This is a genomic window from Proteus cibi (assembly GCF_003144405.1).
In the GTDB taxonomy this organism is placed as follows: Bacteria; Pseudomonadota; Gammaproteobacteria; order Enterobacterales; family Enterobacteriaceae; genus Proteus; species Proteus cibi.
Genome location: NZ_PENW01000020.1, coordinates 25,214 through 38,887, shown reverse-complemented (window position 1 = coordinate 38,887; position 13,674 = coordinate 25,214). Strand labels below are relative to the sequence as shown.

General features: G+C 39.8%; 9 protein-coding genes, 1 tRNA gene and 1 pseudogene. 5 read left to right on the top strand and 6 right to left on the bottom strand.

Annotated features, from left to right (window positions below; all coding sequences use genetic code 11):
* Positions 1-175 precede the first annotated feature (175 nt).
* Positions 176-1,066 (bottom strand): annotated as a pseudogene (locus DK865_RS12495) (virulence RhuM family protein); the annotation flags it as partial.
* Positions 1,067-1,246: 180 nt separating this feature from the next.
* Positions 1,247-1,341 (bottom strand) — tRNA-Sec (locus tag DK865_RS12490).
* 240 nt (positions 1,342-1,581) lie between these two features.
* Between DK865_RS12490 and prlC the strand changes: the two genes are divergently transcribed.
* Together prlC and rsmJ are read left to right on the top strand one after the other, a co-directional pair.
* A complete protein-coding gene (prlC, locus tag DK865_RS12485) occupies positions 1,582-3,624 on the top strand; it encodes an oligopeptidase A (RefSeq protein ID WP_109392060.1) in 2,043 nt (680 codons plus the stop codon).
* A 3-nt stretch (positions 3,625-3,627) separates the two neighbouring features.
* The gene (rsmJ, locus tag DK865_RS12480; RefSeq protein ID WP_036914276.1) at positions 3,628-4,374 is read left to right on the top strand and encodes a 16S rRNA (guanine(1516)-N(2))-methyltransferase RsmJ; all 747 of its coding nucleotides are present in this window, start codon (positions 3,628-3,630) and stop codon (positions 4,372-4,374) included.
* Positions 4,375-4,449: 75 nt separating this feature from the next.
* Here rsmJ and gdhA read toward each other — a convergent pair whose 3' ends face one another.
* Together gdhA and uspA are read right to left on the bottom strand one after the other, a co-directional pair.
* Positions 4,450-5,790 carry an NADP-specific glutamate dehydrogenase gene (gene gdhA, locus DK865_RS12475; RefSeq protein WP_023583132.1) on the bottom strand — a complete coding sequence of 447 codons (1,341 nt, stop codon included), beginning with the start codon at positions 5,788-5,790 and terminating at the stop codon, positions 4,450-4,452.
* 367 nt (positions 5,791-6,157) lie between these two features.
* Positions 6,158-6,589 (bottom strand): universal stress protein UspA, encoded by a 432-nt coding sequence (gene uspA / locus DK865_RS12470; protein ID WP_023583131.1) that lies wholly within the window; start codon positions 6,587-6,589, stop codon positions 6,158-6,160.
* A 405-nt stretch (positions 6,590-6,994) separates the two neighbouring features.
* Between uspA and uspB the strand changes: the two genes are divergently transcribed.
* Complete coding sequence (gene uspB, locus DK865_RS12465; protein ID WP_036914271.1) at positions 6,995-7,327, top strand: universal stress protein UspB; 333 nt, start codon at positions 6,995-6,997, stop codon at positions 7,325-7,327.
* A gap of 67 nt (positions 7,328-7,394) precedes the next feature.
* Here uspB and pitA read toward each other — a convergent pair whose 3' ends face one another.
* Entirely contained in the window at positions 7,395-8,894 is a 1,500-nt protein-coding gene (pitA, locus tag DK865_RS12460) for an inorganic phosphate transporter PitA (protein ID WP_023583129.1), read from the bottom strand.
* A 309-nt stretch (positions 8,895-9,203) separates the two neighbouring features.
* Between pitA and DK865_RS12455 the strand changes: the two genes are divergently transcribed.
* Positions 9,204-10,418 (top strand): BaiN/RdsA family NAD(P)/FAD-dependent oxidoreductase, encoded by a 1,215-nt coding sequence (locus DK865_RS12455; protein ID WP_036914265.1) that lies wholly within the window; start codon positions 9,204-9,206, stop codon positions 10,416-10,418.
* Positions 10,419-11,020: 602 nt separating this feature from the next.
* A complete protein-coding gene (locus DK865_RS12445; RefSeq protein WP_099076118.1) occupies positions 11,021-11,722 on the top strand; it encodes a pirin family protein in 702 nt (233 codons plus the stop codon).
* Between the two features lie 170 nt (positions 11,723-11,892).
* Here DK865_RS12445 and pckA read toward each other — a convergent pair whose 3' ends face one another.
* Positions 11,893-13,512 carry a phosphoenolpyruvate carboxykinase (ATP) gene (gene pckA / locus DK865_RS12440; protein ID WP_023583127.1) on the bottom strand — a complete coding sequence of 540 codons (1,620 nt, stop codon included), beginning with the start codon at positions 13,510-13,512 and terminating at the stop codon, positions 11,893-11,895.
* Positions 13,513-13,674 lie beyond the last annotated feature (162 nt).

Sequence of the window (13,674 nt, the reverse complement as noted above, 5' to 3'; positions counted from 1 at the left end):
AAAACCTATAATGACCCACTAATACTGGCTGGTTCTTAATATACTTTTCATTGTTATGAACCATCAGTAAATAATTAGCCTTCAATATTTACTATCTCCACTTCTGGCACAGAGCTGATCCTGACAATTGGAGTTAATATAAAAAAGAATAGAATAACTCCTTTTTTACCTACCTCTTTTCAGCAAATCTTTCAGCGCCTTGTAATACTTCACGGTCGTTGAAACTTAAAAACTGATCCAGCTTAGTATCCCAATCCTGTAAAAATACTTGCTTGTGGCGCAGCGCTTGGTCTTCGGCAAAGTCCAGCCACATATTGACGATACGGTTTAATTCTTTGAGCTCATTTTCATGTAGATAATTCTTCGCGATTGTTACATCGGTTTTACGCACTTCGCCGAATTTATAGCTGGTTAAACCCATATCTGGCTGGCTACCACTAGCTATAAGCTCAGCGGCAGTCATACCGGTACAAGCAAAATGCAATTTATTTTAGATGGTTTGGAAGAAACGATTGGTTTCTTTATTGGAAGGCTCGTAATCCGCTGCCATAGTGAAAATCTCTTTCACTCGTAAATACACCCGCCGCTCACTGGCGCGAATATCACGGATGCGTTCGAGCATCTCATCAAAGTAATCCGGCACGACTGACTGACCGATAGGCGGACTCTTCAGCCGCTCATCGTCCATCACAAACCCTTTGATCAGATATTGCTCTAAAGTTTGCGTTGCCCACTGGCGGAATTGAGTACCACGAACAGAGCGGACGCGATAGCCAATGGCTAGGATCATAGAGAGATTGAAGTATTTCACATTGTACTGTTTACCATCATTCGCAGTTGTTCGGTAAAACCGAACAACTGAATCTTCGACTAACTCGCTTTCAGTAAAAATATTGCTGATATGCTCACTAATCGTGGCTTTAGCTTTACCATAAAGTTCACAAATCGAGGATTGAGATAACCATAGCGTATCCGACTCAAAACGGCATTCGGCGCGAGTCTGTCCATCTTCACTGTGGAACAAAACAAATTCGCCCTGTGGTGCTTCAGGAAGATTATCACTCATCAAATTACCTCCGCTCTGTGCGCTATGAATAAACAATGAATAAACAATGAATAACAATCTATCATGTTTAATAAAAAGATAAGGACATCTGTAAATAGATAACAAGCATACTATTTTTCTAAAAAACAATATGATAAAGGCGTAAAAAGCGGTTTTATGAGAAAGTTAATTGAACTTGAGTGGCGGAAGATCACAGGAGTCGAACCTGCCAAGGACCGCTGGCGGCCCCATCTGGATTTGAAGTCCAGCCGCCCCACCGGGGACGATGATCTTCCATTTTTAAATGGGTCAAAAGAAAATAACGGAGTGAGTATACGCTGAATTATTTTTAATCCCAAGTGCATCAAATCAATAAAAGCTCTTTCAAAGAAAATAATCCCGTTTTTGAGTAAAACTTCAGATAATGACCGCGATACTATTGAACTTATACCGTTTCATCCTCATCTTACTATCTATAACGAATAAACTCAGTGGTGTGTTTCACGTCACTGCAAACCCAAATACAGGATGTTTTTATGTCAAATCCATTACTTAACACAACGGAATTGCCTGCATTTTCCTTTATCAAACCAGAACATGTAGTACCGGCACTGAAAGAAGTTTTAACCACATATCGCCAAACCGTCGAAAAATTACTGGCTGATAATGCTCAGTTTAACTGGGATAATCTCTACCAACCATTAGCAGAAGCAGGCAATAAACTTTCTCGAGTTTGGTCCCCCGTTAGCCATTTAAATTCTGTCAAAAACAGCGCTGAACTACGTGAAGCGTATGAGCAGAGTTTACCCTTGCTGTCTGAATTCAGCACATGGATGGGACAACACGAAGGCTTATATCAGGCTTATAAATCAATTAAAGAAAGTGCTGATTTTAATGCGCTAACTCAACCACAGAAAAAAGCGATTGAAAACGCATTACGTGACTTTGAATTATCAGGTATTGGTTTACCTAAAGAGAAACAACAGCGTTTTGGTGAAATTAGCGCACGTATGTCTGAGTTAAGCGCTAAATATGGAAATAACGTATTAGATGCCACAATGGGCTGGTCTAAATTAATTACTGATGTAGACGATCTATCTGGTATGCCACAAAGTGCGATTGATGCTGCAAAAGCTATCGCGCAAGCCAAAGGGCAAGACGGCTATCTGTTAACACTTGATATGCCAAGCTATCTTCCTGTTATGACCTATGCAGACAATCGCGAACTTAGAAAAGAGATGAGCATCGCTTATAGCACGCGTGCATCAGATCAAGGTCCAAATGCAGGTCAGTGGGATAACAGTGAAATAATGGCGGAGATCCTCGCATTACGTCACGAACTCGCCCAACTGCTTGGTTTTAAAAATTACGCTGAAAAATCACTTGCCACTAAAATGGCGGAGTCTCCAGAGCAAGTCCTGGGCTTTTTAACTGACTTAGCACAACGCGCTCACCCACAAGGTAAAGAAGAGTTGATGGAGTTAACTCAATTTGCAAAAGAGCACTATGGTGTTGATAAATTAGAGTCTTGGGATCTGGCTTACTACAGCGAAAAACAGAAACAACATCTGTTCTCAATCGATGATGAGCAATTACGTCCTTACTTTCCTGAACAACGTGCTTTAAGTGGTTTATTTGAAGTTGTTCATCGTATCTATGGTCTAAAAGCCAAAGAACGTAACGACATCGACACTTGGCATGATGATGTCCGTTTCTTTGAGCTTTATGATGAAAATGACACTTTACGTGGTAGTTTCTATCTCGATTTATATGCTCGCGAACACAAACGTGGTGGCGCTTGGATGGATGATTGCATAGGAAGAATGCGTCATGCTGATGGCAAGCTACAAAACCCCGTTGCTTATCTCACCTGTAACTTCAATAAGCCGGTAGGCGATAAACCAGCACTCTTTACTCATAATGAGGTCACCACACTGTTCCATGAGTTTGGTCATGGCTTACATCACATGTTAACGCAAATCGATACTGCTGATGTTGCTGGCATTAATGGTGTGCCTTGGGATGCGGTTGAATTACCAAGCCAATTTATGGAAAACTGGTGTTGGGAGCCAGAAGCATTAGCCTTTATTTCTGGTCATTACGAAACTGGCGAACCATTACCACAGGCAATGCTTGATAATATGCTTAAAGCAAAAAATTATCAGTCAGCGATGTTTGTGTTACGTCAACTGGAATTTGGTCTGTTCGATTTCCGTTTACACGCTGAATATGATCCATCTAAAGGCGCACGTATTATGGATATCTTAAACAGTGTAAAAGAGAAAGTTTCCGTGGTTCCTTCTACACCGTGGGCGCGTTTCCCTCATGCCTTTAGCCATATCTTCGCAGGTGGATATGCAGCCGGCTATTACAGCTATTTATGGGCTGATGTACTGGCAGCTGATGCCTTCTCTCGCTTCTCTAAAGAAGGCATTTTTAACCGCGAAACGGGTCAATCATTCCTTGATAATATTTTAACTCGGGGTGGTTCAGAAGAACCAATGGAGCTATTCAAGCGCTTCCGTGGTCGTGAACCGAAACTTGATGCTATGCTCAAAGGCTACGGCATTAAAGGATGATATGTGAATATCTGTTTACTTTGTGAAGAAGGCGCTGATAACAGCGCCTTATCTGATTTAGCACAACGTTGGGGATTAATTCACGACGAAACGCAAATCATGGCTTTAGTATTAACGCCAACCCACCTTGAATTACGCAAACAAGATGAACCTAAATTAGGTGGCATCTATGTGGATTTCGTAGAAGGCACAATGGCACATCGTCGCAAATTTGGCGGAGGTCGAGGTGAGGCGGTAGCAAAAGCTGTCGGGATCAAAAAAGACTATCTGCCGGATGTTGTTGATGCGACAGCAGGACTAGGTCGAGATGCCTTTGTATTAGCATCTATTGGGTGCAAAGTCAGAATGGTAGAGCGCCACCCTGTTGTTGCTGCATTACTTGAAGATGGCCTAAAACGTGCTTATCTTGATGCAGATATTGGTGAATGGATGCAAGAGAGAATGACGTTAATTCATGCCTCTTCGGTTCAAGCACTTACTGAGATCACACCTCCTCCTGATGTTGTCTATCTTGATCCGATGTATCCACATAAGGCAAAAAGTGCATTAGTGAAAAAAGAGATGCGAGTATTTCAGTCTTTAGTGGGTGCTGATGAAGATGCAGATGCGCTATTAGAACCCGCCATGACTTTGGCGAAAAAACGTGTCGTTGTAAAAAGACCCGATTATGCGGAGCCATTAAATAATCAGACTGCACATGCCAATGTAACAACTAAAAATCACCGCTTTGATATTTATCCTTGTGTGTAACCACTTACACATTAGGAAAAAATAAATAAAGTTGAAATCTGACGGGTGTTCAACACCCGTTCAGAATAGATAAAATTACAGTACGCCTTGTGCCAGCATTGCATCAGCCACTTTAACAAAGCCAGCAATGTTCGCGCCTTGAATATAATTAGTCTGCTTACCTTCACCACCGTAATTCACACAAGCATGGTGAATATCTAACATGATGTGATGTAAGCGAGCATCCACTTTCTCTGCTTTCCAGCTTAAACGTGCCGCATTCTGTGCCATCTCTAAACCCGAGGTTGCAACCCCACCCGCATTAGCGGCTTTACCTGGTGCAAAAAGGACACCGGCTTCGATAAAGGCATCTGTTGCTGCAATCGTTGTTGGCATATTTGCACCTTCAGCAACGGCTTTCACACCATTTTTGATAAGTACTTTAGCTGCATCTAAATCTAATTCATTTTGTGTTGCACAAGGCAAGGCAATATCAACAGAAACAGCCCAAGGTTGTTGCCCTTCAAGATACGTTAAACCAAACTCTTTTGCGTACTCTTCAACACGGCCGTAATTATTTTTAATTTCAGTAAGTCGAGCGAGTTTTTCAGTCGTAAATCCCGCTTCATCAACCACCGTGCCACCTGAATCTGATGCAGTGATTACCTTAGCACCTAACTCTAAACATTTTTCGATAGTGAACTGTGCAACGTTACCTGCGCCAGAAACCGCCACACGCATCCCCTCAAGAGACATACCATGACGTTTAAGCATCGCATTAGTAAAGTAGACTAAACCGTACCCTGTGGCTTCTGGGCGGATTAAACTACCACCGAATGAAAGACCTTTACCTGTAAATACACATTCATTGCTATTAGACAGCTTTTTCATCATACCCGCCATAAAGCCAACTTCTCGCGCACCCACACCAATGTCACCCGCAGGAACATCGGTATTGGCGCCTAAATGGCGATAAAGTTCAGTCATTAGAGCCTGACAAAAACGCATCACTTCACCATGACTTTTGCCTTTAGGATTAAAATCAGAACCGCCTTTGGCTCCTCCCATCGGCAATGTGGTTAATGCATTTTTAAATGTTTGCTCAAAACCTAAGAATTTTAGGATGGAAAGATTGACTGATGGATGAAAACGCATACCACCTTTGTAAGGCCCAATGGCGGAGTTAAATTGAATACGCCATGCACGGTTAACTTGCACTTGCCCCTTATCATCTAACCAACAGACGCGAAACTGAATAATACGTTCAGGCTCAACTAAGCGCTCAAGTAATGATTGTTCACGATATTGTGGATTTTTCTCTAAAAAAGGCCACAAAGTGGTAAAAACTTCACGAACCGCCTGATGATACTCAGGCTGATGAGCGTTATATTTTTCTACCCCTTCTAAAAACGAAGATAATGAGCCAGATATATTCATTCAGCTATTCCTTTTTTGTGTAATGTGATGTTGGCATAACCTCATTTATTCGGAATATTTTTGGGTTTTGTGAGGTCNCTTCTAAAAACGAAGATAATGAGCCAGATATATTCATTCAGCTATTCCTTTTTTGTGTAATGTGATGTTGGCATAACCTCATTTATTCGGAATATTTTTGGGTTTTGTGAGGTCGATATTGTTTTGCTTCTTGAATATATCATTAAAATACATTCACATTTCAAGACATTTTTTTCACAATTAGACAAAAAAAAAAGGTTGACTCAGTTTAACAGCAGGAAAAATAGGAATTTTAGGCAAAAAAATACCTGCATAAGCAGGCATTTTTTTTGCTTAAACAAGCAGGTAATTATTCATCATCTTTCAGAGGAACAATCAGCATATCAACATGCACTGTATTAATGAGTTGGCGTGCTGATGACATCAATTTGCTCCAGAAGTCTTGGTGATGACCACAAACGACTAAATCCATATCGTATTTCTTAATCGCATCAACCAGAACTTGACCTAAATCACCACTACCACTCAGGGTTTCCTGAATTTCATAACCTGATTTATCAGAAAGGTCTTTTAACGCGTTACGGGTTTCATCGGTAATACGTTGTTGCATATCACCGAGGTTGACATCAATTAGACCGGTATAAAGATCAGAGTAGTTAACATCAACGTGAATTAAGGAAACTTTGGCATTATAGGGTTTTGCCATAGATACAGCTTTCTGTACTAAGACGTTACTCTCAGGGGATAAATCAACTGCCACTAGAATATGCTTATAAGCCATCGTGAACTCCTTCCATAAGCTGATTAATCGGTTGGAAAGGCGGTTAAGCCTAAATCCTATGTATTAAATATAACGTTTTAAGATGAAAGTTAGATGTTGTCTTGATCACAACTTATGTCAAATTCCTCAAGAAAGCATCTATCGATAAATAACAATATACACCATTTTAGATTAGCACGATGTCATTCACCGACAATATCATCATAATAATGAGAATTGAGTATAAAAAACAACAAAAACACCCTTTTAGAGTTATTTTTTATCTTTTTTTTGGAAAAAAGAAACAACTTGAAAAGTCACTTTTGTTTATTGCTTAATTTCACCTAAACTTAAATTAGAGAAAAAAGTAACCTTTACTCGTAAAGGTTTTCTCATCTCAGAATCTACTATTCTAGGGAGGGGATTATGTTTAATGTCATTGTTGTCTTTTGGGCGCTATGTATTCTTTGCCTGATTAATATGATGCGTTATTTTTCATCTATTCGGGTATTACTCACAATACTGCGCCAATCTGATCCTTTGCTCTACCAATCGGTGGATGGCAATGGGTTTTTTACTATGCACGGGCAATTCTCAAAACAGTTACGACTTATCCGCTATATCAACCAACGCCAATACCTCAGTCATCATAATCCTGAGGTTATTATGCGTTGCGAGCGAATTTATCGGCAATTTTATCTTGTTAGCCGTTTTTGTATTTTGGCTGTCGCAAGTTTAATTGCTATGCTTTTCTGGTAGCGACAAAAACAAAAAAACGGTGACTAAAAGTCACCGTTTATAAACAAACTTAGGTAATTGACTATTATCAGCTATTCACAATAAAAGTAAGTGATATCCAATAAAGTAAACCAGATAAACCTATGCTAACGGGTAATGTTAAGATCCAAGCCAGTGCAATGTTTTTCACTGTCTTCGTTTGAACACCACCACCATCAACAATCATCGTACCTGCAACTGCAGATGACAAAACTTGTGTTGTTGATACAGGCATACCCGTATAACTTGCGACACCGATGGACACTGCTGCGGTTACCTGAGCAGAAACCCCTTGAGCGTAAGTCATACCTTTTTTACCAATTTTCTCACCAATGGTTACTGCAACGCGTTTCCAACCTACCATTGTCCCGATAGAGAGCGCTAATGCCACTGCGATAATGATCCAAATCGGAGCATATTCCACTGTGTTTAGCAGGTCACGACTCAATGTTTTTAAGAACCGTGCATCTTGGGCGCTAGTTTCTGGTAATTTAGCCACTTCTGTTGCGGTATCAGCGATACACATAAGTAATCGACGCATTTGAGCACGCTGGTCTGCTGTTAGCTCATCATACGAGCTAATATTTGCAAGCATCTGTTCTGTTTGGTTCAGAACAATTGGCGTTCTTGCGCTATTACAATGGAAATCGGTATCGCTAGCATCAGCTTGTGCTGGTACTACTGGTGTATTATCAATAGCATGCTGTAGCGCTGGCTGATGTTTCTCATAATATTGTTGTAAGTGTACAACGGCATCATGAGTTTTGGTGATATCGTATCCGCTCGCACTCATATTGACGACAAAGCCCGCAGGCGCCACGCCAATTAAGACTAACATGATAAGACCGATACCTTTCTGCCCATCATTTGCACCATGAGAGAAACTCACCCCAACTGCGGATAAAATCAATGCAGTACGGGTCCAAAATGGCGGCTTACGCTTACCATCTTGCTTCTCACGTTCAGCCGGTGTCAGGTGAATACGACGACGTTTTTTCGTACCACTCCAGTAACGGCGCAGTAAGAAAATCATCGCGCCTGCAATAACCAAGCCGATAATTGGTGAAAGAATAAGTGATAGGAAGATACTGATCATTTTTGGTATGTTTAATGCGTCAACGATAGACGAATCTGTCACGATAGCATTTGTTAAACCAATACCAATGATAGCCCCTATCAGCGTATGTGAACTTGATGCTGGAATACCGAAATACCATGTACCTAAGTTCCAGATAATGGCGGCTAACAGCAACGAGAAAACCATGGCAAGGCCATGAGCTGAGCTCACATTCAGCAGAAGATCTGTCGGTAACAAGTGAACAATAGCATAAGCTACGCTCAATCCACCGAGCAAAACTCCAAGGAAGTTAAATACACCCGCCATCACGACCGCAAATTGCGCACGCATAGCACGAGTATAGATAACAGTTGCTACCGCATTTGCGGTATCATGGAAGCCGTTAATAGCTTCATAAAATAGCACAAATAGCAGTGCTAAAACCAACATTAAACCTGTATGAAATTCTAGGTCAGTAAACAAATGTAGCATAGACGTTAAGCCAGTTAGTTGGACATGAACGCGGCGCATTATCAGCGACAAATGCGAACGGTGGAAGCGAAATTTAACCTTTTTTTGATTTGATAACCAAGAAAATCAGAGCCTTTTTAAGATAATTCCTTATATATCATTTAATTAATAAAAATAAAAAAAAAGTAAATTTCTGACAATTTTTTTCCTTGCTAATAAGAATTTAGGTGAAAAATGCAGATTTCTCCATATAATTTTACAAAAACACTCTGATCTTACGCGAAAATCATTGATTAAGTAGTCAGAGAAAACCAAGAACGAGACATCATTGTGGGATCATACGATACAGTAATTATAGGTGCAGGTGCCGCGGGGCTTTTTTGTGCGTCTTTAGCAGGACAAGCAGGATTATCTGTTTTAGTCCTCGATAATGGCAAAAAAGCAGGCCGTAAAATTCTCATGTCAGGGGGGGGACGTTGTAATTTCACTAATATGTATATCGAACCTTCAGCGTATTTATCAGAGAACCCTCATTTCTGTAAGTCAGCACTTGCTCGCTATACACAATGGGATTTTATTGAATTAGTGCAAAAACATAACATCGCCTACCATGAAAAAACATTAGGTCAGCTATTTTGTGATGATTCAGCACAGCAAATTGTTGATTTATTACTCACTGAGTGTCAAAAAGGGAAAGTAAGTGTTCGCTTACGTAGTGAAGTCACGCAAATCGAGAAAACTGATGCGGGTTTTACTATTTTTGTTGATGGAAAAACTATCACAACACCTTCGGTGGTCATTGCCAGTGGCGGGCTTTCTATGCCCGGCTTAGGCGCTACTCCTTTTGGCTATAAAGTTGCAGAACAATTTGGGCTTTCTGTTTTACCCACTCGCGCAGGTTTAGTACCTTTTACTCTGCATAAACCCCAACTTGAGCAATTAAGCCAACTCTCCGGCGTAGCGGTACCTGCTATTGTGACGGCAAAAAATGGAACAAGCTTTAAAGAAAATATTCTGTTTACACACCGTGGTCTTTCCGGTCCCGCAATTTTACAAATTTCAAGTTATTGGCAAGCTGGAGAGTATGTAAGTATTAACTTACTTCCAAATATTGATCTTGAAAGTCTTCTACAAGAAAAACGTCAAGAGCATCCGAATCAATTATTAAAAAATACGCTTTCTCGTTTATTACCAAAGCGTTTTATTGAAATAATGATAGAAAATAAACAGTTGCCTGATGTTTCTCTGGCTCAACTGAGTAATGAACGTATTACGCAAATTGCAACGTTACTACAAGAATGGCAAGTTCAGCCCAATGGTACTGAGGGATATCGTACTGCAGAAGTCACACTGGGCGGCGTAGATACTCGTGCCCTTTCCTCTAAAACAATGGAAGCCACAAAAGTCAAAGGACTCTATTTTATTGGAGAAGTGGTTGATGTGACGGGTTGGTTAGGTGGATATAATTTCCAGTGGGCATGGAGCTCAGCTTATGCCTGTGCACAGAGTCTTATTTCAACACCAAAATCGACTTTTGTTGAGTAATAATAAATAAATGTGTAAATATTAAAGTTATAAATATCAGTTTTATAATTCTATAAACTTATAAGTTATACATAATAAAAACCAGCCATCATCAATCCGTGATGGCTTTTTCTTCTGGTATTTCTCGGTAGCGACTCAAAATGCCTTATACCCCTTACTTTTCTCTGGTTTTATGCCACATTTTCTCTTCTTTCTCCTATAAATGACCCCATAAAGAATATTGTTAACTATTTGGTTATATTACTGTTTTAAAAAATATTTAAAATAAAATAACTCGTTTATCAGTAAGTTAAAATTTTTTTGGCTCTTTTTTCTAATTTGTTTAAAAAAAAGACTTTACAAATGATACTGAGAACTATTATCATTAATACACTTTCAGATGCACCACCTTCAGGGTCATATGAAAGAACGACATTGCTCACATTGCTTCCAGTGTTTTACTTTAGCCAGCCGGGTGCTGGCTTTTTCTTTTCTAGAATTTATTCGATATTTTTGTTTTCTCTTATTCAAATTATTTGAATTCTCAAGTTAAATTCCTCCGCTTTTTTACTTTGCGCTATTGAGTAAACTGTGTTCAACAACTTCAGAGAAGGAAACACATTATGATTTATCTACGCAAAGCAAATGAAAGAGGACACGCTAATCATGGTTGGCTAGATAGCTGGCATACCTTCTCTTTCGCAAATTATTACGATCGTGATTTTATGGGATTTTCTGCACTACGTGTTATTAATGAAGATCGCGTAATACCCGGTGAAGGTTTTGGAACGCACCCACATAAAGACATGGAAATTTTAACCTATGTACTTGAAGGTAATATCGAGCATAAAGACAGCATGGGTAATAAAGAGAATGTGCCGGCAGGTGAGTTTCAAATAATGAGTGCTGGTACAGGTATTACTCACTCAGAATATAATCCAAATAGTGATAAAGGACTGCATTTTTACCAAATTTGGATAATGCCAAACACCGTTGGTATCACACCACGTTACGATCAACGTCGTTTTGATACAACAGTAAGCAAACAGCTTATTTTATCGCCAGATGCCCGTGATGGCTCTTTAAAAGTCTTCCAAGATATGACGTTATGGCGCTGGAACCTTAAAAAAGGTGAAGAAGCACAATATCAAGCCGAAACAGGTCGTCATGTTTGGCTACAAGTTGTGAAAGGTAAAATAACGATTAATGACATTATTGCGACCACCAGTGATGGTGTGGCAATTGCTAATGAAGATATGATCCGTTTCGTTGGTGATGAAGATAGTGAAATTTTACTGTTTGATTTACCTCCTGTAACAGCATAGTTGGGTTACCACCCTAAAGTCACTTTTTCTCTAATAAACAATTTCACTTTATTTTCTATTCCCTGAAATCTTCTCGCATTTCAGGGATTTTTTTATCTCAACGTTCTCAAATAAAAAAACACCAAAATCATATCCTATGAGTTTGGTGTTTTTATTCATGCTAATAAAAATTAACGTTTTGGACCAACTTTAGTCAATGCTTGACCTGCCGGGGTATCTGTATATTTATCAAAGTTTTTCACAAATCGATCGGCAAGATCGTCTGCTTTGGTATCCCATTGCGTTTTATCAGCATAAGTATCACGAGGATCTAAGATTTCGCTGTTAACGCCAGGTAGTGCGGTTGGGATCTCTAAATCAAACACCGGTAATGTTTTCGTTGGTGCTTTATCAATATCACCATTTAAGATGGCATCAATAATAGCGCGTGTATCTTTAATCGAAATACGCTTACCTGTACCATTCCAACCGGTATTGACTAGATAGGCCTTTGCACCTGACGCTTGCATACGTTTGACTAAAACTTCAGCGTATTGTGTCGGGTGTAGTGATAAAAATGCCGCCCCAAAACAGGCTGAGAATGTTGGCGTTGGCTCGGTCACACCACGTTCAGTTCCCGCTAATTTAGCGGTAAAACCTGATAAAAAGTGATATTGCGTCTGTTCTGGTGTTAAACGTGAAACAGGAGGTAACACGCCAAAAGCATCCGCAGTTAAGAAAATAACTTTCTTAGCGTGACCTGCTTTGGACACTGGTTTAACGATATTATCGATATGATAAATAGGGTAAGAAACGCGGGTATTTTCTGTTTTCGAACCATCGTCAAAATCAACAGAACCATCCGCTAAAACAACCACATTCTCTAATAGTGCATCACGTTTAATTGCACCATAGATATCGGGCTCAGCTTCTTTTGATAAGTGGATGGTTTTCGCATAACAGCCACCTTCAAAGTTAAACACACCGTCATCATCCCAACCATGTTCATCATCACCAATTAGCTTACGCTTAGGATCGGTTGATAGGGTTGTTTTACCCGTGCCTGATAGACCAAAGAAAATAGCAACATCACCACTTTCGCCAACGTTTGCGGAACAGTGCATAGAAGCGATACCTTTAAGAGGAAGGAAGTAGTTCATCATAGAGAACATACCTTTCTTCATCTCGCCACCGTACCAAGTACCACCAATTAACTGAATGCGTTCAGTTAAATTGAAAGCGACGAAGTTTTCTGAATTCAGACCTTGCGCCTTCCAATTTGGATTTGTACATTTCGCTCCGTTCATCACAATGAAGTCTGGTGTAAAATTCTCCAGCTCTTCTTGTTCAGGACGAATAAACATATTTTTAACAAAATGCGCTTGCCAAGCAACTTCTGTGATAAAACGCACTTTTAAACGAGTATCCGCATTCGCACCACAAAAGGCATCGACAACAAACAAACGTTTGCCTGATAACTGATTGGTTACTAATGATTTTAAGTCATTCCACACGTCTTGTGAAAGAGGCTTATTATCATTCTTACCTTTCCCCTGATCAGCCCACCATACGGTGTCACGAGTGACATCATCACGAACAATGTATTTATCTTTCGGAGAACGTCCAGTAAATATACCTGTATCAACGGCAATAGCGCCTAACGAGGTTTGTGTACCTCGCTCGTAACCTGTTAATCCTGGCTTGGTTTCTTCATTAAATAACAGCTCATAGCTTGGGTTATAAATGATTTCACTCGTGTCCTTAATACCGTACTGCTGGAGATCCTTAGGGGTAAGACCTTTAACGCTCATAGTTTCGCTCCTGATAAATAGACCTTTCTACGAATAATATTAAGGTGTTACGAGTAATTAACAGCGATTGTTATCAATATTTTGAAAATTTATAATTTTTTTATGTTAAGAACGAGAGCTAATGCACAAAACTAAAGAAAAATTGTTGAATAAAAAAGGACG

Coding starts and splice junctions, on each gene's coding strand:
- prlC (WP_109392060.1), top strand. CDS start 1,582: ATGTCAAATCCATTACTTAACACAACGGAATTGCCTGCATTTTCCTTT.
- gdhA (WP_023583132.1), bottom strand. CDS start 5,790: ATGAATATATCTGGCTCATTATCTTCGTTTTTAGAAGGGGTAGAAAAA.
- uspA (WP_023583131.1), bottom strand. CDS start 6,589: ATGGCTTATAAGCATATTCTAGTGGCAGTTGATTTATCCCCTGAGAGT.
- uspB (WP_036914271.1), top strand. CDS start 6,995: ATGTTTAATGTCATTGTTGTCTTTTGGGCGCTATGTATTCTTTGCCTG.
- pitA (WP_023583129.1), bottom strand. CDS start 8,894: ATGCTACATTTGTTTACTGACCTAGAATTTCATACAGGTTTAATGTTG.
- DK865_RS12445 (WP_099076118.1), top strand. CDS start 11,021: ATGATTTATCTACGCAAAGCAAATGAAAGAGGACACGCTAATCATGGT.
- pckA (WP_023583127.1), bottom strand. CDS start 13,512: ATGAGCGTTAAAGGTCTTACCCCTAAGGATCTCCAGCAGTACGGTATT.